This window comes from Lysinibacillus contaminans, from assembly GCF_001278945.1.
Lineage (GTDB): Bacteria > Bacillota > Bacilli > Bacillales_A > Planococcaceae > Lysinibacillus > Lysinibacillus contaminans.
The window spans coordinates 1,454,058-1,474,823 of sequence record NZ_LGRV01000003.1 but is presented as its reverse complement, the minus strand read 5'-3'; the positions used below and the strand labels follow the sequence as shown (position 1 = coordinate 1,474,823).

General features: G+C 36.5%; 18 protein-coding genes, 1 pseudogene and 2 riboswitches. Of the genes and pseudogenes, 10 read left to right on the top strand and 9 right to left on the bottom strand.

The window, feature by feature from the left end; genetic code table 11:
• The first annotated feature begins 30 nt into the window (after positions 1–30).
• A riboswitch (cobalamin riboswitch) is annotated at positions 31–209 on the top strand.
• A 187-nt stretch (positions 210–396) separates the two neighbouring features.
• The 3 genes from metE (at position 397) to AEA09_RS09375 (ending at position 3,374) form a co-directional block, all read left to right on the top strand.
• Positions 397–2,691 (top strand): 5-methyltetrahydropteroyltriglutamate--homocysteine S-methyltransferase, encoded by a 2,295-nt coding sequence (gene metE / locus AEA09_RS09380; protein WP_053583580.1) that lies wholly within the window; start codon positions 397–399, stop codon positions 2,689–2,691.
• Between the two features lie 97 nt (positions 2,692–2,788).
• A riboswitch (cobalamin riboswitch) is annotated at positions 2,789–2,978 on the top strand.
• A 30-nt stretch (positions 2,979–3,008) separates the two neighbouring features.
• Positions 3,009–3,134, top strand: coding sequence for a hypothetical protein (locus AEA09_RS20465; RefSeq protein ID WP_281176711.1), 126 nt, complete (start codon positions 3,009–3,011; stop codon positions 3,132–3,134).
• A gap of 57 nt (positions 3,135–3,191) precedes the next feature.
• Entirely contained in the window at positions 3,192–3,374 is a 183-nt protein-coding gene (locus AEA09_RS09375; RefSeq protein WP_053583579.1) for a hypothetical protein, read from the top strand.
• Positions 3,375–3,629: 255 nt separating this feature from the next.
• Here the strand turns inward: AEA09_RS09375 and AEA09_RS09370 are convergent, their stop codons facing one another.
• From AEA09_RS09370 to AEA09_RS09340, 7 genes are all read right to left on the bottom strand, one after another.
• Entirely contained in the window at positions 3,630–4,235 is a 606-nt protein-coding gene (locus AEA09_RS09370; protein WP_053583578.1) for a response regulator transcription factor, read from the bottom strand.
• A complete protein-coding gene (locus tag AEA09_RS09365) occupies positions 4,232–5,350 on the bottom strand; it encodes a sensor histidine kinase (protein ID WP_342667624.1) in 1,119 nt (372 codons plus the stop codon). Before AEA09_RS09365 ends, AEA09_RS09370 begins: the two co-directional genes overlap by 4 nt.
• A 13-nt stretch (positions 5,351–5,363) precedes the next feature.
• Positions 5,364–6,497, bottom strand: a complete 1,134-nt coding sequence (locus AEA09_RS09360) for a DUF418 domain-containing protein (protein ID WP_211263242.1) — start codon at positions 6,495–6,497, stop codon at positions 5,364–5,366.
• Between the two features lie 555 nt (positions 6,498–7,052).
• A complete protein-coding gene (locus AEA09_RS09355) occupies positions 7,053–8,243 on the bottom strand; it encodes an MFS transporter (RefSeq protein ID WP_053583576.1) in 1,191 nt (396 codons plus the stop codon).
• Positions 8,244–8,622: 379 nt separating this feature from the next.
• Positions 8,623–9,255, bottom strand: a complete 633-nt coding sequence (locus AEA09_RS09350; protein ID WP_053583575.1) for a LysE family translocator — start codon at positions 9,253–9,255, stop codon at positions 8,623–8,625.
• A 39-nt stretch (positions 9,256–9,294) separates the two neighbouring features.
• Positions 9,295–9,717, bottom strand: coding sequence for a DUF2000 domain-containing protein (locus AEA09_RS09345; RefSeq protein ID WP_053583574.1), 423 nt, complete (start codon positions 9,715–9,717; stop codon positions 9,295–9,297).
• Complete coding sequence (locus AEA09_RS09340; protein WP_053583573.1) at positions 9,714–10,544, bottom strand: AraC family ligand binding domain-containing protein; 831 nt, start codon at positions 10,542–10,544, stop codon at positions 9,714–9,716. Before AEA09_RS09340 ends, AEA09_RS09345 begins: the two co-directional genes overlap by 4 nt.
• Before the next feature lie 308 nt (positions 10,545–10,852).
• On the opposite strand from AEA09_RS09340, the gene AEA09_RS09335 reads away from it, so the two are divergent.
• Both AEA09_RS09335 and AEA09_RS09330 read left to right on the top strand, forming a co-directional pair.
• The gene (locus AEA09_RS09335; RefSeq protein WP_053583572.1) at positions 10,853–12,613 is read left to right on the top strand and encodes an ABC transporter ATP-binding protein; all 1,761 of its coding nucleotides are present in this window, start codon (positions 10,853–10,855) and stop codon (positions 12,611–12,613) included.
• Between the two features lie 31 nt (positions 12,614–12,644).
• Positions 12,645–14,453, top strand: coding sequence for an ABC transporter ATP-binding protein (locus AEA09_RS09330; RefSeq protein ID WP_245622864.1), 1,809 nt, complete (start codon positions 12,645–12,647; stop codon positions 14,451–14,453).
• A 338-nt stretch (positions 14,454–14,791) separates the two neighbouring features.
• On the opposite strand, the gene AEA09_RS09325 is transcribed toward AEA09_RS09330, so the two are convergent.
• On the bottom strand, positions 14,792–15,526 hold the full coding sequence (locus tag AEA09_RS09325) for a glucose 1-dehydrogenase (protein WP_053583570.1): 735 nt from the start codon (positions 15,524–15,526) through the stop codon (positions 14,792–14,794).
• Positions 15,527–16,367: 841 nt separating this feature from the next.
• Between AEA09_RS09325 and AEA09_RS09315 the strand changes: the two are divergent.
• From AEA09_RS09315 to AEA09_RS09305, 3 genes and pseudogenes are all read left to right on the top strand, one after another.
• A pseudogene (locus AEA09_RS09315) lies at positions 16,368–16,718 on the top strand (WapI family immunity protein); the annotation flags it as partial.
• 164 nt (positions 16,719–16,882) lie between these two features.
• The gene (locus AEA09_RS09310; protein ID WP_082332615.1) at positions 16,883–17,557 is read left to right on the top strand and encodes a peptidylprolyl isomerase; all 675 of its coding nucleotides are present in this window, start codon (positions 16,883–16,885) and stop codon (positions 17,555–17,557) included.
• Positions 17,558–17,821: 264 nt separating this feature from the next.
• Positions 17,822–18,439: an NUDIX hydrolase gene (locus AEA09_RS09305; protein WP_053583567.1), complete on the top strand. Its 618-nt coding sequence runs from the start codon at positions 17,822–17,824 to the stop codon at positions 18,437–18,439.
• An 86-nt stretch (positions 18,440–18,525) separates the two neighbouring features.
• Here the strand turns inward: AEA09_RS09305 and AEA09_RS09300 are convergent, their stop codons facing one another.
• Positions 18,526–19,242, bottom strand: a complete 717-nt coding sequence (locus AEA09_RS09300; protein ID WP_082332614.1) for a class I SAM-dependent methyltransferase — start codon at positions 19,240–19,242, stop codon at positions 18,526–18,528.
• Positions 19,243–19,490: 248 nt separating this feature from the next.
• Between AEA09_RS09300 and AEA09_RS09295 the strand changes: the two genes are divergently transcribed.
• Positions 19,491–19,733 carry a hypothetical protein gene (locus AEA09_RS09295; protein WP_053584671.1) on the top strand — a complete coding sequence of 81 codons (243 nt, stop codon included), beginning with the start codon at positions 19,491–19,493 and terminating at the stop codon, positions 19,731–19,733.
• A gap of 241 nt (positions 19,734–19,974) precedes the next feature.
• The gene (locus tag AEA09_RS09290) at positions 19,975–20,721 is read left to right on the top strand and encodes an alpha/beta hydrolase (RefSeq protein WP_053583566.1); all 747 of its coding nucleotides are present in this window, start codon (positions 19,975–19,977) and stop codon (positions 20,719–20,721) included.
• Positions 20,722–20,766: the final 45 nt, after the last annotated feature.

Genomic DNA, 20,766 nt, shown 5'->3' with positions numbered 1-20,766 from the left:
GAAAATATATGCTATAGTAATAACATAAATGAATAATGTGTAAGAGTTGGTGCCAACTATATGGTTGGCTTAAAAGGGAAGTCGGTGTGAATCCGGCGCTGTCCCGCAACTGTAAGTCGGAGCAAATCACGAAAGCCACTGGGAAACTGGGAAGGCAGTGAGGCGTGTTGATGACAAGCCAGGAGACCTGCCAATATCTAGTACACACCAAATAACCTACGAGGAAATAGGTGGTGAAATGTGACCGTATCGGCACTGTGCGAAAACGATTGAACATTACGATTTTTGAATGAATTTCGTATCTTTTCGTTATAGCTAATTTTACTATACATTGAACAGCCATTTTCCCAAAAGGAGAATGGTTTTTTTATTTTTCATACAAAGGGAGAGAAGAAAATGACGTATACAAGTACAGCAATTGGTTACCCGTATATTGGGGAAGACCGTGAATGGAAAAAAACATTAGAGGCATTTTGGAGAAATGAGCTTTCAGAAGAGGACATTTTAAAGACACTAAAAGATATTCGTATAGCACGTATGGACAAGCAACTTAGTCTCGGCTTAGACATCATAACAGTTGGGGATTTTACGTATTATGACAGAATGCTCGATACAGCAGTAATGTTTGGGCTAGTGCCAAAACGCTTTGACTGGCAGGGCGGAAAAGTGGATTTACAAACTTATTATGGAGTAGCTCGTGGTAACAACAATGCGGTCGCGAGTGAAATGACGAAATGGTTCAACACCAATTATCATTACATTGTGCCTGAATATGAAGGACAAGCACTCCAGTTGACTGAAAATAAAATTCTAGCTGATTTCCTAGAGGCAAAAGAAGTGTTTGGTATTACAGCAAAGCCAACAATAATTGGCCCGTATACCTTTTGTAAGTTGACAAAAGGTTATGACAAAATTTCACAAGTAACATTTATTTTAGCGCTATTACCACTCTATGCACAGGTCATTCAGGAGTTAGTCGATGCCGGAGCACAATGGATTCAATTAGAAGAGCCATCACTTGTCACAACATTAGACGAGGCAGAGGTGAAGCTCGTACAGGAAATATACACACAATTAACAGCTGCTGTTCCAAAGGCGAAAATTATGTTGCAAACGTATTTTGAATCATTATCTGCCTATGAAGCGTTGACAGCATTACCTGTGCAAGGAATTGGTTTAGACTTTGTACATGGCTATGACAAAAATATGGAGGCGCTTCGTCAATTCGGCTTCCCTCAAGATAAAGTATTAGCAGCAGGTGTCATTAATGGGCGAGATATTTGGCGTGCGAATTTAGCAGAAGTAAGTACGACAGTCAAAGCTATTGAACAACTAAGTGGTGCTAAGGAAATATGGATTCAGTCTTCATGTAGCCTACAGCATGTACCAATTACAACAGCACTTGAAACAAAACTAGATCCCGTATTGAAAAATGCACTCGCATTCGCAGATGAAAAATTAGTAGAAATCTCAGAAATAACGAAATATGTTCAAGAAAAGAATCATGCTACGAATAAGACAATTTCTGAAAGCATGAAGGCTATTGAAGCGTTAAAAAAACATCCAGTTCGTAATAATAAAGCCATTCAAAATGCAGTTCAAAGTGTGGTGCCAGAAGATTTTGAACGCCAAAAAGATTTTAAATCACGTCAAACGATTCAACAAGAAGCATTACAGCTACCGCTTTTCCCAACGACAACGATTGGTAGCTTCCCACAATCTGATGAAGTGAAGCGTACGCGCAGTGCATGGCGGAAAAAACAGCTGTCAGATGAAGTATATGCAACCTTTGTAGAGGAAGAGACAAAGCGCTGGATTGGCATTCAAGAAGAACTTGATATTGATGTACTCGTACACGGCGAATTTGAACGGACAGATATGGTGGAATACTTTGGTGAAAAACTCACAGGCTTTGCTTTCACAGAGAAGGCATGGGTTGTATCATACGGTTCTCGCGGTGTGAAGCCACCGATTATTTACGGAGATGTTGCGTGGGAAACACCGATGACAGTAAAAGAAACAGCATACGCACAAAACTTAACGAACCGTTATGTAAAAGGAATGCTAACTGGCCCTGTTACAATTTTAAACTGGTCTTTCGTACGTGATGATCTTTCACGCAAAGATGTGACCTATCAAATTGCACTTGCCCTCCGTAAAGAGGTTGAGGCACTTGAAGCGGCAGGGATTGCAATCATTCAAGTCGACGAGCCAGCCTTACGTGAAGGATTACCACTTCGTAAAGAGAACTGGGGTGAGTATTTGGATTGGACGGTTAAAGCATTTAAGCTTTCAACAGCTAGCGTGAAGGATGAAACACAAATCCATACACATATGTGCTATTGTGAGTTTAATGATTTTATCGAGCCGATTAGTGCGTTAGATGCAGACGTCATTTCGATTGAAACGTCTCGCAGTCACGGTGAGCTGATTTCTTCGCTTCAAAATAATCCATACGAAAAAGGCATTGGGTTAGGTGTCTATGATATCCATAGTCCACGTGTGCCAAGTGAAGAAGAAATGCTAACGATTATGCAAGATAGCTTACAGGTGTTAACGAAAAATCAGTTTTGGGTCAATCCAGACTGCGGTTTAAAAACACGTAAAGAACCAGAAACTGTTGCGGCACTTGCTCATATGGTAGCGGCTGCAAAAACACTACGTCAACAAGTACAACAATCAACTCGTTAATAAGAAAAAATTGACTTTCTTACAGAAGGTCAATTTTCTCTTTATATACCAGTATTTCTAAATTTTTAATACCAGGTACTATGCTATAATAATAAAAACGGAATAAAAAGATAAAGGTACAAACTCAGTTTTGGGTTTGTTTAAAAGGGAAGATCGGTGAAATTCCGACGCTGTCCCGCAACTGTAAATGGGAGCACTTTTCAAAAACCACTGTTACAAAAAGTAATGGGAAGGTGAAAGGTGTGATGAACATAAGCCAGGAGACCTGCCTTTATTTAGTACAACCAAAAGGCCTACGAGGATAGGAGGTGTTGAGTGTGACCGAAGAAATTCTTCTGCATGCTCATAGTACGACGATTGTTAAAAGGGTAGCTTCTATGAACAATAGAAAGCTTATTCCATCGTGGCAATCGACGTATTATGTCGTGTATTTGTCATGGTAGGCATCTTTCTAAAAAGGGAAGATGTTTTTTTATGCTAAAATTGAAGGAGTGGTACACATGAATCCACAGGTAATCGAATACTATGAAAATCTTTTCAAAAATGAAATTATGCAAAAGCAGTTTGATGGAGCTAGAAAAACATTAAAGGAACTTTTTGAACAGCTCGGTGGGCAAGATGAGGCACATCAAACTGATCTTCATACGGCATATAAAAATGTAAGAAAAGAATTAATCGGATAAAACAGAGCAAACCCAGCAATTCAGAGGGTTGCTGGGTTTTTTTTCCTAAAAGAGATTTATAGTTTACCACACGTGCTGATTAACTATTCTTGAATTAATACCAATAAGACCAAGTGTTTTAGCCAATTTCCATCATCGCTTTGAATTAGTAGCCACTCCTTTTTTTAAAATCTAGTCCTCTAATCATTTCGCTTTTCGAAATCAGAAATGCTCTTAAATCGGCAACAACTGAATAGATTATTATGTATAAGCCTATTAAATCCAGCCCTTATCACTTGCAGTATTAACAGCTTGTTGCCTGGATTCTACATGGAGCTTTTGAATAGAGGTTGATAAATAGTTTCGAATAGTTCCTTTTGTTAGAAATAATTTTTTGCTTATTTCATTTGTTGTTAAACCTTCTTTGACAAGTTCTAGAACAGCGATTTCTCGTTCGTTTAGTGGGTTTAATTCTTTCATAAATAAAGTAGCAGCCAAATCTCTACTGACAACCTTTTCTCCGTTGTTTACTTTTCGTATTGCTTCTATCAAGTAATCAATAGGTTCATCCTTCAACAAATAACCATTTACATCACAATCCATCGCTTTTTGTAAATATCCAGGTCGTGCAAAAGTAGTAACAATCATAACTTTACAAGGTAAATGAGCAACTTTGATCTTTTCAGCAAGTTCAAGTCCAGTGAGATAGGGCATTTCAATATCTAATATACAAACGTCAGGTACTTCTCTTTGTATAACTTCCCAAGCTTTTTGACCATCTGCTACTTCTGCAATTACTTGGATATCGGACTCGAATGACAATAATGATGTTAAGGCACCACGTAACATTTGTTGATCTTCAGCTAATATGACACGTATCATAAGATCTGCGCCTCCTTTCTGGAATGTTGGATAGAAAGTTTAAACGTAACAATGGTTCCACCAGTTGCTATATTCTTAATAGAAGCAGTTCCTTGAAGGGCACTCATTCTTTCCTTCATAGAAGAGATGCCATTGCCCAGACCTTGGTTTACTAGACCTACACCGTCATCAGAGATTTTTAGACAATATATATGGTCAATACAATCAATCTCAACTATACAATTTTTGGCCTGACTATGTTTGATAAGATTTGTTGTTGCTTCTCTAAGACATAAGGCGAGCATTGTTTCTTCCACGCTAGCCAATAAGGTATTGGGACACCTATGGTTCAACTTGAAAGAAATAGTAGCTGTTTGTAATAGGTTTTTACAATGGTAAAGCTCACTTTCTAACGAGATAAAATTCATATCTGACACAATTTCTCTTACTTGTTTTAGTGCAGTTCGGGTAGTTGATAATATATCATCTAACTCATCTTTAGCTCTATTTGGATCTCTGTCCATCAATTTTGTTGTCAACTCGGTTTTTATTTTAATCATTGTTAACGTATGGCCAATCGTATCATGGAGATCCCTAGCAATACGTTGCCGCTCGTCTTGTTGTACGAGTTGGGTATTAACCGCTGCTAGCTCAACTTTTAAGCTTTTTGTTTTTTCTATAAAGTAAATAAGTAAAGGGAATACTATTTGAATCATCATAATCGGTATAATCATAGGTTCTTCTATTTTAAAAAGCTCGCCAGTCTCAGCCCATAAAACAACAATAAACATAAGGGTAATTGCAATCATTGCAGAGGCAATATGCCATTTGGCTTTTGCTCTCCCGATTAAATCTGCGAACATAAATCCGAAAGTTAACATGATAGAGCCTTCGTATATACTAATAATTGTAATAAGGAAGAGGCCTGATAATGTTGCCAGATGAAGGCGCCAATCTCTATACCATAATGCAAAATAAAAAGCCGATAAGAATAAACTGAGGATAATTACTTTGACTAGTATCGGTAAATCGGATTTCGAACTTAATACAAGTGAAACTAAAAAAATTATAGACACTACGTCGATAATTAAATATTGCCTTGCTTGATCTTTTGGATAAATTTTTATATTTGTCACCAACTTTTGTCGTCTATTTATTTGCAACGGCTTGAACGGCATGTTTTCGAATCCATTCCAAAGGTCCAACATGAAAATGTTTTATACAAATATGAGCAATGAAGAGTTGGAGAAGGGAAAGGGTAACCCAAATGGCAATAACCTCAATGCTATTTAGCTTTCCACCTAATCCTAAGCCCCACCCATAGAAAATGAATGATGCCATCATATTTTGTAGGACGTAGCAACTTAAAGACATTTTGCCAACTTGCCCAAATCGCTTCCATAGCCAATCACCCTTTTTATATTCTACCAGTTTACCTAAAATTCCAATATAACCAAGTGATAGAATCGGTGCAAATAAATAACGTACAGGTAAATCAAAAGCGCCACCAGGAATAAAGATAAGAAGATTTAATGGTACTCCAATTGTCAGCCCGATAGAAAACAACTTTTTACGCGCCTGACGACCATTTTCATCTTGAGAGAATACACCGTTACGCATTAATTTTACGCCCATTAAAAATAAGAAGATATTCATCGGAATAATAAAGATAGCCTCGGTTCTAAAAAACCAAAAATTCGTTAAACGATTGTGGATTTGTTCAAACCAAGTACCATTTTGATAAATACTAACAATTGCATCGTCGGAAGGTAAGGTTACATTAGCACCTAGTAAAGCACTTACTAATATTAGTAGTATCATTAATGTATGAAATCCTCCGACTATATATAAAGTACGGTTAATGGCCTTATCTCCAGCCTTTACAATAAAGGCAACGATCAATGCCGTCACTGCGTAACTCATCAAAATATCATATTCCATTACCAAAGCGAAATGGATAAAGCCCTCTACAAACAAGAACAAAACGGTCCAAATATAGACACCTGGCCAAGTATTACCTTTTCGAATGGATTGTTGATATTTTAATTCTAGACCAACACCAAACATAATAGTTAACAATCCGAGTAACTTACCATTTACAAAAAATAAGACAAGCATTCGAAGGAAATCATTCAATGACCACCAACCAGCATAAGCACTTGTTGTAATGTAAGATAAGTCCCCAAGATATGCAAAAATCCAAATGTTTGTACCTAGCGTTCCCAATACTGCAAACCCACGTAATATATCGATTAACGGTAATCTTTGATTATGTTGTATCATTTATCTAACTCCCTCTACATTTTCTTATAATAAAATGATACAAGGGAAAAGATAAGAATCACATTCACACCCGTCAAAAGTACTTTGTGACAGGTGTCATATGTTAATTACTATTTAATGAAGGGCACTGTTGGTAATCTGTTAATCAACGAAATGAGAGAAACCCGATTAAAAGAATGGTTAGAATGTGCTCATTATGATAAATTGATTCTTAATCGATAATTGGAAGAAGATGTGTTGTTTTAAATTATTTGGGGACTATTGGTGAAGTATTTGTTTGTGCATTCAGTGGTTTTATTGGTTTAGACACAAAAAAATGACGGATTTATTGAAAAAATGAGGAAATATGATCACACTGCTATTAAAGTAAAGATTAGTCTTAAGCTAATCAATTGTTGATTTATATTTCAATCATAGTAAGCAGTATATATTAAAGAAGTATCAAGAACTATACGTTCTTGATACTTCTTTTTTCAATTTCAATTATGGCATGGAAAGATTTTGGTTCTTCTGGAGATACCATAGAAAGGATACCAAGCGTTTGTTACTTTCCTTTTATGCTGATTTCTTTTGTTTTTGATCTAAACGATAACTATAGAAAGTTAGCAGAGCTGCGCAGACTGCAACTATCCCACCGACCCATGTTACATTTATTAAATTCCCTTGATGATATACGATTCCGCCTAATGCTGAACCAAAAGCGATACCTACGTTGCTTGCCACTGGCATAAGTGAAGCAGCGAGTCCTGTTGCTTTTGGCTGATAAATTTCGGCGAGATCTATTAAATAAAGCTGAGTAGATGTTGTTAATAGAATGGCCATTAACGACATCAGGCCAATGTTTACCAGACCTAAAATGAAATGATCGGTAGTCCAAAATAGACTTGTCAGAACAACTGCCTGCACGAGAAAAACAAACCGAAGGCGACCGATTGCATTGTGGCCGGCAATTTTACCGGCAAGGATGTTGCTGAAAATCGAGATAAATCCGTACCCAAATAATACTAAACTAATTGAATGATTTGGTACTTCCATTCCCTGCAAGATAGGAACAAGGTACGTAAACACGGTATAAGTTGCGCCAAATCCGAGAGCAGGAATGAAAAAAGCCATTAAAATTCTTGGATTCGTCATTAAAGAAAATTGATCACGTATCGAACTACGTATTTGGCTGAGTCTATTAGGCAAGACAAAATAAGATGCCAAAAACGCCAATCCTCCTAGGAAAGTAGTTAACATGAAAGTGGCATTCCAGCCGTATGATTCGGCGATGACAATACCAATTGGCACTCCAACTACATTTGCAAGTGTGAAACCACCGAAAACGAATGATATAGCAAGTCCGCGTTTTTTAATCGGCATGGTTTCACTTGCCACAATCATAGCTAGAGAGATTAATACGCCTGTTACAATCGCTGTCATAATTCGAAGTGCAAGGAACATGATGTAGCTCGTCGAGATTACACACAAAGCATTCAGTACGATGAAAGATCCTATCAAAAACAACATCCATTTACGCTTTGGAAAATGACTTGTTGCTGACATGACTAAAGGTGTGGCGATGGCAAACGTAATTGCAAACGCAGAAACGAGTGTGCCAGCTTTTGCATTTGTTATATGAAGGCTCGAGGAAATATCGGTTAAGATTCCGACAATCACAAATTCGCTTGTCCCGAGAACAAATGTTAATAAAGAAAGTGTTAAGATGAGCAACCAATGTTGCTTGGATAATTTTGTGGTGTCCATAAATACCTCTATTCTAAGATGAATGTAAATGTGTCACATAGTAGATAAATGACCTAAACATCATACCATAAAATATTTTTGCGAGAAAAATACTTTTTTAAAAAATAGAGGTTAATGGATTACCAGAATCAACAATGCAACAGGAATGAGCAGAAAACTATTTAAAAAAGCACATTTCTGTTGATAATGCTGTTGGTAGAGTAGGTATTAAGAAAAAAAGTATGTAGAACCCTCATTATTAATTGATTGGAGCGGAGGGTATTTGCCCACGGAAAGTGAGCATCCAGAAGCGGAAATCATCCTATCACTTTAATAGTAGTGTGAAAATTGGTTAAACAACACACCTGGAAAGTTATAAAACTATTTTTCTTTGAACACGCTAAATGGCCGTTTTCACTCCAAAACCGATTAACATTACCCCAGTAGACTTTTGGAAAATGGTTTGGAACTTCGGATTTTTCAGCCACTTTTTCATATGGTCTATAAGATAAACCAAAATCATAAACCATCCTACTGCTATTATCGTGAGTATGAATCCTAACACGAGCAATTGTTGATTTATATTTCCATTAAGATCAATGAATTGTGGCATAAACGTGATGTAGACCAAAATTGTCTTAGGGTTAAGGATATTACTAATTGCTCCTTGTAAATAGGATTCTTTATAATGATGGTGCGCATTCTTGTCAATAGAATGCGGATTTTCTACTTGAACAGCCTCTAATGAAAATGTACTTTTCGTAAAAAATGCTCTTACACCTAAGTAAAACAAATAGGCAGCTCCCAAATACTTGATGGCATTGAAAAGAAATAGGGACTGGGCAATGACAACTGACAAACCGAAAACGGCAATAACGGTCCAAAACGTAAGACCAGTAGCCATTCCGAGTATCGTAAAGCGTCCGGCTTTTGCTCCGTGACTAAGCGTATTTTTCATGATAAGTACCGTATCTGTACCGGGCAACATTGACATCATAAGGGCCATTAAGACATATGCTAGTAAGTTATCCATGTTACTCCTCCTCGTTCTATTATAAATACTGTACCCTGCTTACCTCAAAAGAGGGAAACTTCCAGTTAACCGGTTTACTTTTTTCTTTTCTCCATAGATGCCAAGACCGAAGTATTTGAAGTCGGATTTTGATATTGCTTGCAGTTTATCTATGTATTCTTCATACGATTTACAGCCTTGAGCTGTATCAGAAAAATCTACGACAAGTATGTCAGAAAAAGGTTCTGTCATCGTTTTATCTCTTAGTTCGTGGAGTAGGGAAGTACTCCCTTTTAAAATTGGGACTGGTGTTTTCACAATGCCTAAATGTTCAATACCTGAACCGTCTGCTACATTGCTACCAACTAACTCGGGAGCATACTTTCCAAGTGTTACGCCCAAGATAGCGGCTGTGTTGGCGATCAGACCTAGAGGTAAATTCTCATCAATGACAAGGACGCATTTTGTTTCAAGATTATTCATCGTGTTTCTCCTTCATTATCGAAAATTCTCATATACTGTTTTGGTGTTAACCCAACCTGTCTTTTAAAGAATTTAGTCAAATGACTTTGATCACTAAATCCGGTTAAGAAAGTTACTTCGATGGGTTTTATACCTTGTTCCAATAGCTTTTTGGCATGATTTACTCGAATTGTTTCCAAGTAGTTATTAGGGGAGATGCCCATTTTTTTTGTGAAAGTTCTGAGTAAGTGATATTTGCTCCATCTCGTTAAGACACTTAATTCATTCAGCGTAATCGTTTTCGTATAGTTTTCCTCCAAATAGGTACACACTGTTTTAACTTCATGAGAGTGTTCAGAAGCTGTTGGAAGGATTGTTAAGTCAGAATATGTCTGGATGAGCTCTTCCAATAAGTACAAAAATAATTCTTCCTTCTTAAGCTCACTCTCATTCTGCGAAATTTTTAAATGTAGCTCTCTTAAATTGTCTACAAGCTCGCTATGGTATAAAACATTTTTGTTGAAATAGGGAAGGCATTCATTTCCATTGATTTCTAAAACCATCTTTTTCATAACTTCTGGTGTCACATTAATGCAACGATAATCCAGTGTTTTCCCATCAATCTGTTCGCAACTGTGCGTATCATATGGGTTAAATAATAATAAATCACCTGGATTAATTATGTATTCTTCACCTTTGCAAACTAAAGAGCGTTGACCTTCTTCAATGAATCCAATCACATAATATTCATGAAAGTGAGAAGGGAACTTTTGCATGATTCCTTTAAATCGATAAGCTTCGATGTTTAGATCTGAATCAAGATAAACCGTTCGAATTTCATTTAACATCCAAAGTTCCTCCTATTAATAGTAATGGTTGTTTTAAAAATATCATTTATGATAAAGTTTTTCTTGTACGATATTGCGCTTGAACACCTAATTCAAGTTTGTAGAAATTTTGATAAGTTAATTGTAAATTGAAAAATTTCTGACCATAATAGATGTTATGTGCAGTCAGAGGCCTGAGTTATATTTCTCCTCAGTGATTACTAGGAGGGAGGATTTCGCCATTAGCTTCACCAACAATTTGTTTATCTTGAGAAAAAATTCTGACAACATAGTGTATATCTTACACTATAAGATAAAGGGGAACATTCATGCTGAAAATATTTAAATATATGCAAAGAAATGAATGGCTTTTTGTTTGTATAAGTGTTTTATTTATCGTCGTACAAGTATGGCTTGATTTAAAGTTACCAGACTATATGGCAGAAATTACGACACTTATTCAAACAGAAGGCACAACGACTGCGGATTTACTGGCACCTGGTAGCTATATGGTATTATGTGCAATCGGTAGTATGATGGCTGCGATGGTGGTTGGTTATTTTGCCGCAAAGGTAGCAGCAGGACTGTCTAGGCGTTTGCGTGCGATGGTGTATGAAAAAACAATGATGTTCTCGATGGAGGAAATCAATTCTTTTTCAACATCGAGTTTAATCACACGATCGACGAATGATATAACACAAATTCAGCTTATTATTGCGATGGGCTTACAGGCGATTATTAAAGCGCCTATCTTAGCAACGTGGGCGATTGTGAAAATTTCCGGAAAGAGCTGGCAATGGTCTGTTGCGACAGGTGTTTCCGTATTTGTGTTAATCATTTTGTTAAGTATAGTGATTTTATTTGCCTTACCAAAGTTCCAGGTTGTCCAAAAGTTAACTGATAATTTAAATCGTGTGTCGAGAGAAGGTTTAACTGGCTTAAGAGTGATTCGTGCCTACAATGCCGAACAATATCAACATACGAAATTTGAAAAAGCCAATGAACAATTAACAGCTACTAATTTATTTGTAAACCGTGTGATGGCTATCATGATGCCGGGTATGACCTTTATTATGTCTGGCCTTAGCGTATCGATTTATTGGTTAGGGGCTTATATTATTAATGAAGCAAATGCGATGAATCGTATTCAGCTTTTCTCAGACATGGTGGTCTTTAGTTCTTATGCTGTTCAAGTAGTAATGGCGTTTATGATGCTAAGTATGATGTTCATCATGCTACCTCGTGCTGCTGTATCTGCAAAACGAATACTCGAAGTGTTAAATACGAAATCGAAGATAACTGATGGGTCGAAGGTTGAAGGTTTGCCTGGAATGGTTGGAGATGTGGAATTCCGCAATGTTGATTTTGCTTACCCAGACACAGAAGAACCAATACTCCAAAACATTAGCTTTACTGCAAAAAAAGGTGAAACTGTCGCATTTATTGGTTCAACAGGCAGCGGTAAAACAACTGTTGTCAACTTAATTCCTCGTTTTTATGATGCTACAAGTGGTGAGATACTCGTTGATGGTGTCAATGTAAAAGAATATACGCAAGAAGCCCTGCGCAATAAAATCGGCTATGTTTCACAAAAGGCTGTTTTATTTAGTGGGACAGTAGCTTCGAATGTGGCGTACGGTAAAAATCAAGAGGAAGTTGCACAAACGTTCTTGAAAAAAGCGATTGAAATCGCACAAGCGAAGGATTTTGTAGAAGAACGTGAGGGGCAATATGACAGCGAAATTTCTCAAGGCGGAACAAATGTATCTGGTGGTCAAAAGCAACGTTTATCTATTGCACGTGCTATTTATCATCATCCGGAGATTTATATTTTCGATGATTCTTTTTCGGCGCTGGATTATAAGACCGATCGTGTATTGCGAACAGCATTAAAAGAGCTAACGGTAGATGCCACAACCTTAATCGTGGCACAGCGTATCGGAACAATTAAAGACGCAGATCAAATTATTGTATTAGATAAAGGTCAAATTGTGGGCAAGGGTAAACACAAGGAATTATTAAAAAATTGTCCTACCTATATCGAAATCGCCCAATCACAACTTTCGAAGGAGGAGCTAGAAAATGACTAAATCGCAACCATCTAGACCAATACCTCCTAAAATGGGGAAGCCTCCAGTTGGCGGAGGTCCACCTGGAATGGGGCCAATGATTGGAGAAAAACCAAAGCAATTTAAAGCTACCATTCGTGAGCTAATCGCGTATGCAAAGCAATATATTCCATTAGTCATGATTGCACTTGTACTTGCATTAGTAGGCGCTATTTTAAATGTAGTTGGTCCAGATATTATAAGTGATATGACCAATACGATTTCATCTGGATTAGCCACATCCATTAATCTAGATGAAATAAAACGTTTAGGCATACTATTAGCCTTTATGTACGGTTTCGGCTTGTTATTTAATTATGCTCAAGGTTTTATTATGGCAACGGTGACGCAACGTATTACGAAAAAAATGCGTACAGACATTTCCGATAAAATGCCGCGTATCCCTTTAAAATATTTCGATAAAACAAGTATCGGTAACGTTTTAAGTCGCGTTACTAATGATATTGATACGATTGGTCAAACATTAAATAACAGCTTAGGTTCTCTAGTGAGTGGGCTCGCAACATTTGTAGGTGCCCTAGTGATGATGTTTTATACAAACTGGATAATGGCAATATCGGCGATATTATCAACGATTATTGGTTTTGCCTTTATGTCGATTATTATGAAAGGCTCACAAAAGTACTTTATAGCACAGCAAATGGAGCTCGGTATGATTAATGGTCATATTGAAGAAACCTATGCGGGTCATACAATCGTAAAAGCTTATAACGGTGAAGAAAACGCGAAGAAGGTTTTCCATGATATCAATGAACGACTGTATACAAATGCGTGGAAATCGCAATTTATGTCCGGCTTAATGATGCCGGTTATGACATTCGTCGGTAACTTTGGCTATGTAGTCGTTTGCGTAGTAGGTGCCATTTTAGTGAATAATGATGTCATTCAAATCGGTACAATTGTGGCATTCATGATGTACATTCGCTTATTCACACAGCCACTTGCCCAATTGGCGCAAGCTGCAACAAGTATGCAGTCAACCGCAGCAGCAAGCGAACGCGTATTTGAGTTTTTAAAGGAAGAAGAATTAGAAGATGAAAGTGAAAAAACACAAAAGCTTGCTACTGCAAAAGGTGATGTGGAGTTTAAAAACGTTCGTTTTGGCTATGACGAAGAACACACCATCATTAAAAACTTTTCTGCGAGTGTAAAGGCAGGTCAAAAAGTTGCGATTGTAGGTCCTACTGGTGCCGGTAAAACGACATTAGTCAATCTTTTAATGCGTTTTTATGAAGTAAATGGCGGGGAAATCTCAATTGATGGCATACCAATTCATTCATTAACGCGTGAAAATGTTCATGATCTGTTCTGTATGGTCCTCCAGGATACTTGGATATTTGAAGGAACAATCCGAGAGAATATCGTATTTTCTAAAGAAAATGTAACAGATGAACAAGTGGAACAAGCTTGTAGAGCAGTTGGCTTACATCACTTTATTAAAACTTTGCCTAATGGCTATGATACAGTGCTCAATGATAATGCGAACCTATCAACAGGGCAAAAACAGCTCATAACCATTGCACGTGCGATGATTGAAAATGCACCACTACTCATTTTAGATGAGGCAACAAGCTCAGTCGATACGCGGACAGAGATACTGATTCAAAAAGCAATGGATGAGTTAGCGAACGGGCGAACATCTTTCGTGATCGCACACCGATTATCCACGATTAAAAATGCAGATTTAATCATTGTTATGAAAGATGGCGATATTATTGAGACAGGTAACCATGAGGAACTTCTAGCAAATGGCGGGTTCTACGCGGAACTATACAACAGTCAATTTGAAGACGCGTCTTAATTAGTGATTTAGACACAGGGTAAATTGAATCGGCAGCTATAGATTTTAACAAAAATTTATAGCTGCCGATTTGTAAATTTAGCGAAATAGATATAAGTCTTAACTGCAAATAAGTGCTATCATGTGTCACTAAATTAAAATTATGTTGTATGCCAATTTCAACATTTTACATAAATAGCGCTTCTAATAACTACTATTAAAACATGATTGGGATATGATAGGCTGAACCTTACCACAAATAAGTGGGGTTTTTTAATTTTTAAAAACTAAGGCCGATTTTCTATAATAATAGAGAATCGGCCTTTTTAAATCATATACAGATTTTTCTTGTGCTTTTATTACTGTGCAGTTAATCCGCCATCGATAACGAATTCTGAACCTGTTGAGTAGCTTGATTCATCAGAAGCCAAGAACAATACCATCTTAGATACTTCTTCTGATTCCGCTAAACGTTTTAATGGAATACTTTTTGCGAATGCTTCTACCGCTGCTTTTGTATCTTCTTGTACGATCATTGGTGTTGCGATAACGCCTGGGTGTACAGAGTTTACGCGAATGCCCATTGGTGCAAGGTTTAGCGCAGCTGCCTTTGTCATACCGCGTACTGCAAATTTTGTATCTGTGTAACCAATAGCGCCACCAACTAAACCGTTCATTGAAGAAATATTGACGATTGAACCGCCGCCAGCTTTCATCATAGAAGATGCTACTGTTTTCATACCTAAGAATACAGATACTTGGTTAATTTCTACAATGCGACGGTATTCTTCTACTGTCACATCAAGCATGTTTTTCGCCATTGTGATACCAGCGTTGTTTACTAATACGTTAACTGGACCAAAAGCTTCTTCTGCTTTTGCAATAACTGTTGCCCAATCTTCTTCAGATGTTACGTTTTGTTTAACGAAAAGAGCATTTTCACCTAATTCAGCTGCGAATGCCTGACCTTTTTCTTCATTTAAATCTGTTAAAACAACCTTTGCACCGTTATCTACGAATAATTTTGCGTGTGCTGCACCCATACCTTGTGCTGATCCTGTAATAATTGCTACTTTACCGTCTAGTCTTTTCATCATTATTTCTCCTTTATGAATAAGTATTTATAAATGTACCTTAAAAAACTAAGATACCATTTGATAGTTATTAAGTAACTTTTAAGATTCAAGTTACTTTATGTAACTATATTATCTCGAATTCGAGATAATGTCAATACTATGAACTCACTTTACTAGTCAATTGTAGAATGATTGATCGATATAGGGGACACTTTGTCTAATAGTTAATTGAATTACATTTCACAACGAAGTTTCCAGGAGCTTCTAAGCTTTGTGGTTCATATTGGACACCGCCACAATCAATATTAGCCCCCGTTTTGCATAATAAACCGCGACTTTCTGGTTTACTTACGTAGCCGTGTGCAGAAGCAGTACTTGAAAAAGTAAACGAAAGTACTAACAGTAATAATGCTCCCAAAATGACTGATGATGTTTTCTTGCTGAAAATATGTAATTTGATGTGACCAATGCCTCCTGTTAAATAGTTTTTATATGTTGGTCAAAGAATAAAGCGAGGGCGTCTTACAGGTGCAGCCGAAGCTTTCTTCTATTGTCGGATTAGCTTCAATGAGATGTTTATCCTGTATATATTCATCTCATCACCACTATTCTTTTATTATAGTAAGAGATTCGATAATAGATAACAATAACTAAATGGATTTATTAAGAATAAGAAGTAATATATACTAATTTAATTTTATTTTTATAGGTCTTTGTATACGGTGAACCTTGTCACAAGTAAGTGAGGTTTTAATCGGCATCAATTTGGGAGCTGATTTTTGTTATTTAAAAAGAACAAAGGAGGTATAAAAATGTGCCAGTTTAAGCTTGGGAATGAACCTTTGATGATGGATATGCAGTTAGAGGGGAAGTTTCAATTCAAAGTGGAAAGTATTATGTGGAGGATGCGGAAATTTGGTTTGTGAAAGGGCAAGTGTATGGATTATATGTACAACTTCAAAAAGTATATAAACAATTAAAAGGCATATTCCATTTTTCAAATAGAGACGATTCACTAAATTTTACACTTCAATTTAATCAATATGAACAAATACAAGTCCAAGGCTATTTTCAAGAACTACCAAGTGAAGAGAATCGATTAGAATTTGAATTTCAATTTCAACTAGATCAAAGGTACTTACCAAAAACATTACCAGAACTAAAAAATAAAGTAAATTTTTATGGAGATATGAAAGGAAAGACAGATTAATTTAAACCGCATTTAGACTAGTCACGGAGAACCGTATCATAAGGAAGTGGTTTTTTAAAATTAGTAAAATCACGTTTTCATGCAATTTATCTTTAATATGTTGTCGGGAGCTATCTTATAGTTATATAATTAATAACTGATTACATAGAGGAGTTGAAAAGTATATGTTCAAGCGTAATAAAGTATTTTATTTAGTTTTTAGTCTGATGGCGATAGCTTTTGTTTTGACAGGTTGTGGAACATCAACAGAAAGTGGGCAATCAGGGGATAAGGCTGTTAAGGAATCTGATGGAAAAACGGATTATTCATCAGATGTGAAAGAAAATCCAATTGTGACAATTACTATGAAAAACGATGAAAAAATCGTCATTGAACTAGAGCCTACTATAGCTCCCAATACGGTAGCTAATTTTGTTTCCTTAGTTGAAGAAGGTTTTTATGATGGTCTTATTTTCCACCGAGTTATCCCTGGGTTTATGATTCAAGGAGGAGATCCTTCAGGAAATGGATCAGGTGGACCAGGATATGCTATTGAAGGTGAATTTTCTAATAATGGATTTGAAAATAATCTAAAACATGAACGTGGTGTCATTTCAATGGCACGGACGGGTGAACCAAACTCTGCGGGATCACAATTTTTTATTATGGTAGAAGAAGCGGTTAGTCTTAACGGAGAATATGCTGCTTTTGGGAAAGTAATTGAGGGCATGGAAACAGTAGATGCTATCGTTGCAGCTGAACGTGACGGTGCAGATAAGCCGTTAGAAGATCAGCAAATGAAAAAGGTCGAAGTGGACACGAAAGGCTTTGACTATCCTGCTCCGGTAGTACAAAAATAGTGGGTTCGACAATCCAATAACTTATTATAAGAGCTAGGCAAGGATATAATTTGATAACATCATAAGTAAGCATTTATCAATGAAACAGTCTGATTAAGTAAATAATCAGGCTGTTATTTTTATTAGGAAATAGTATTCAATATTTCCTAATAAAAATAAGCTCTCTAGTAGAAAAAATAATAATAGCGTTCTGATATTCTTTATCCATTAATCTATTAGTGATACGATAGAAAGAATATTAATTATTGAGGCGAGGGGAATTTTATGTTCCTAGATAAACTAAAGAAATATTTAAATCAAAATCAATTCCAATTTATCGGAGAAGAGACAGCTTTTCGTTCAGCCGTTTTGATTCCATTAGTTCAAGTGGATGATGAATGGCATATCCTTTTCGAAGTACGTTCATTCACTATGAGAAAACAGCCAGGTGATATAAGTTTTCCTGGAGGTCGAATCGACGCAACAGACGAGTCTCCATGGGCTGCAGCTGTACGAGAAACATCTGAAGAATTAGGTGTCGATCCAAATACGATTAATATTGTAGGGCAATTAAGTCCTTATATTACATCTTCTTCATTTGTCATTTATCCGTTTGTAGCAACCATTGATTACAATCAAATTATTCATTCTTACAACAAAGAAGAAGTTGAAGAGGTATTTACGGTACCAGTCAATTGGTTCTTGAATTATGAGCCTTATATGCATGAAGTATCCGTTGAGATAGTGCCTTCAAAAGACTTTCCTTTTGAAAAAATTGTAAACGGTGCACAGTATCAATGGAGAACACGTTCAATGGAAGAGTGGTTTTTTGATTATGAAAAGTATACAATTTGGGGTTTAACGGCGAGGGTATTAAAACATTTTATAGAAATAATAAAATAATTACAATGAATTTAGAGTAGGAGATTTGTCTATGAACAAGTCTCCTGCTCTTTTTCATTTTCTAATCAATAAAAGAACCGATACTTCTATTTAATACATGAATAAATTCTATAGTCCAGAACCCCTGGATACTTTAAGTGTATATCAAAATGCTTATCCATTATCTCGTAAAGATCAGGTTCAATATCCTCTGAGTGATGAAATTCAGGTACTGAAGAAATGGATTTGTTTTTCTGTATACGAATATTTTTAAAACCAGCTTGTTGAAGGAAATTGATCCAATCTTTTTTCATTAAGCAGGAATCAAACCCATAAAAATGTTTAATCTCCTCTTCACTTTTTGCCTCGAGCTTTTGGGTAATAGTAAACTCAATGGCAATGAAACGGCCGCCATTTTTTAATAACCGAAAAATTTCTTTAAGGGCTTTATGTTTATTGACAAAAGAAAGAACAGATTCAGAAATGATAAAATCAAACTTCTGATCCGGTAACGGAATTTTTTCGATTGAACCTTGAATTATTTTTACTGGTAAGCGGTTTTTTTTCATTCTATTTTTGGCCTTTGCTATCATTATTGAATTGATATCTAGGCCAGTTACATTTGCTTCGTATTTTTCAGCTAAATAGGCAGCAGTTTGACCTGTACCACACCCTACATCTAAAATGTGAGAAGTTTTACTGACGTTCTCAGTCTTGAATATTTCCTTTGTTAGATTAATACCACCAGGATGCGCACCCCCAACACCAAATTTGGACAAAAAATCTAGATATTTTGAATCCTGTATCAGAAACACCTTCTTCATTCGTCATGTTTGTATAATATGAAATTAAAAATAGTATGGTTCCAGTAAGAGGGAAAGTTGACAAGAAAAGAACCTTTATAGAAGAAGTAGTAGGGGAAAGTAATGCTTTTAATAGTGCCATAATATGTTTTGAGAGGCAGGTTAAATCACTAGATTCCAATATTTTCTTGTTCAACTTCTACGAAAGTCTAAGCCATAAAAAAATACAGACATATATTATTAAAAGTTTTCTGATAGGGGGTGAATTGATGCCATTTTATCCACAGAATCGTAGAAATAGACCATTTCCACCCACATATAATCAAGGTTTTGGCCCTCCTTATCAAGGTATGCAGGAGCAACCTTTCTATTATCCTAATCAACAACCGCAAACATCTAGATTTGGAAGATTACCAGATAATTTAAATACAATCATGGGCCATGCAGGAAGGATATCATATGGGGTTAATATGATAAGACAAATGGGGTCATTAATAAGTTTCTTTAGATAGTTTATCTTGATGGAAGATGAACAGTGTTGCACATCAATGGATATATTGTTGATGTGTTTTTTTTGCGTACAAAATGTCGGGAATGTTGCTGCGATCCTTTGTTCAAAAAAGGAGATCTGTTTGAAAAGAGTACAATTATCCGAATGTTGAATTTACTAGAAACGCTCAATCTGCCATAATGTAAGTAAAATGTCGTGTAATTAAAAGCGATAGAGAAGACTTTATAGAGGGAGGAATTTTTTTGGCTGAAAAATATCCAATCCTGCAAGGATCAGAACCGTTTTATGCAGAAGGCAATAATGTAGGGATTTTAGTGTCACATGGTTTTACAGGTTCACCACAAAGCATGCGCCCTCTGTATGAGGCCTATGCGGCAGCTGGTTTTACAGTCTGTGGGCCGTTATTGAAAGGACATGGCACTCACCATGAGGACATGGCACAAACAACCTATCAAGACTGGATTCATTCGATTGAAGAAGGATATCAATGGCTTCAAGAGCGTTGCGATACAATTTTTGTCACAGGTCTTTCTATGGGTGGTACGTTGACATTATATATGGCAGAGAAACATCCCGAAGTGCGAGGCATCATTCTTATTAATGCGGCAGTGGTATTGCCAGCCATGGAGTCAATTCGCCACATTACAGATGTACAGTTTTTAGATGGCATTGGCTCAGATATTAAGAAGCCTGGGGTGACGGAGCTTGCTTATGCTAAGACACCAGTACGTTCTGTAAATGAAATATTAAATTTAGTAGAAGTAGTGAGGAGACGGCTGTATAAAATTACTTGTCCTACATTAATTTTAGTTTCCGCCGAGGACCATGTAGTACCACCGTATAATTCACAGATCATTGCGGACGGAATACAGACTACGGAGAAGGAAATTTGTCGACTAGAAAATAGCTATCATGTCGCGACGTTAGATAATGATCAAGAATTAATTATTAATAAAACATTGGCATTCATAAAAAGGGTCTTAACGTGAGGCTTTGTTAAAAGATAAAATAGGGATGCAATTATTCATTACTGT

Coding starts and splice junctions, on each gene's coding strand:
- metE (WP_053583580.1), top strand. CDS start 397: ATGACGTATACAAGTACAGCAATTGGTTACCCGTATATTGGGGAAGAC.
- AEA09_RS09375 (WP_053583579.1), top strand. CDS start 3,192: ATGAATCCACAGGTAATCGAATACTATGAAAATCTTTTCAAAAATGAA.
- AEA09_RS09370 (WP_053583578.1), bottom strand. CDS start 4,235: ATGATACGTGTCATATTAGCTGAAGATCAACAAATGTTACGTGGTGCC.
- AEA09_RS09360 (WP_211263242.1), bottom strand. CDS start 6,497: ATGATACAACATAATCAAAGATTACCGTTAATCGATATATTACGTGGG.
- AEA09_RS09355 (WP_053583576.1), bottom strand. CDS start 8,243: ATGGACACCACAAAATTATCCAAGCAACATTGGTTGCTCATCTTAACA.
- AEA09_RS09350 (WP_053583575.1), bottom strand. CDS start 9,255: ATGGATAACTTACTAGCATATGTCTTAATGGCCCTTATGATGTCAATG.
- AEA09_RS09345 (WP_053583574.1), bottom strand. CDS start 9,717: ATGAATAATCTTGAAACAAAATGCGTCCTTGTCATTGATGAGAATTTA.
- AEA09_RS09340 (WP_053583573.1), bottom strand. CDS start 10,544: ATGTTAAATGAAATTCGAACGGTTTATCTTGATTCAGATCTAAACATC.
- AEA09_RS09335 (WP_053583572.1), top strand. CDS start 10,853: ATGCTGAAAATATTTAAATATATGCAAAGAAATGAATGGCTTTTTGTT.
- AEA09_RS09330 (WP_245622864.1), top strand. CDS start 12,645: ATGGGGAAGCCTCCAGTTGGCGGAGGTCCACCTGGAATGGGGCCAATG.
- AEA09_RS09325 (WP_053583570.1), bottom strand. CDS start 15,526: ATGAAAAGACTAGACGGTAAAGTAGCAATTATTACAGGATCAGCACAA.
- AEA09_RS09310 (WP_082332615.1), top strand. CDS start 16,883: ATGTTCAAGCGTAATAAAGTATTTTATTTAGTTTTTAGTCTGATGGCG.
- AEA09_RS09305 (WP_053583567.1), top strand. CDS start 17,822: ATGTTCCTAGATAAACTAAAGAAATATTTAAATCAAAATCAATTCCAA.
- AEA09_RS09300 (WP_082332614.1), bottom strand. CDS start 19,242: ATGAAGAAGGTGTTTCTGATACAGGATTCAAAATATCTAGATTTTTTG.
- AEA09_RS09295 (WP_053584671.1), top strand. CDS start 19,491: ATGCCATTTTATCCACAGAATCGTAGAAATAGACCATTTCCACCCACA.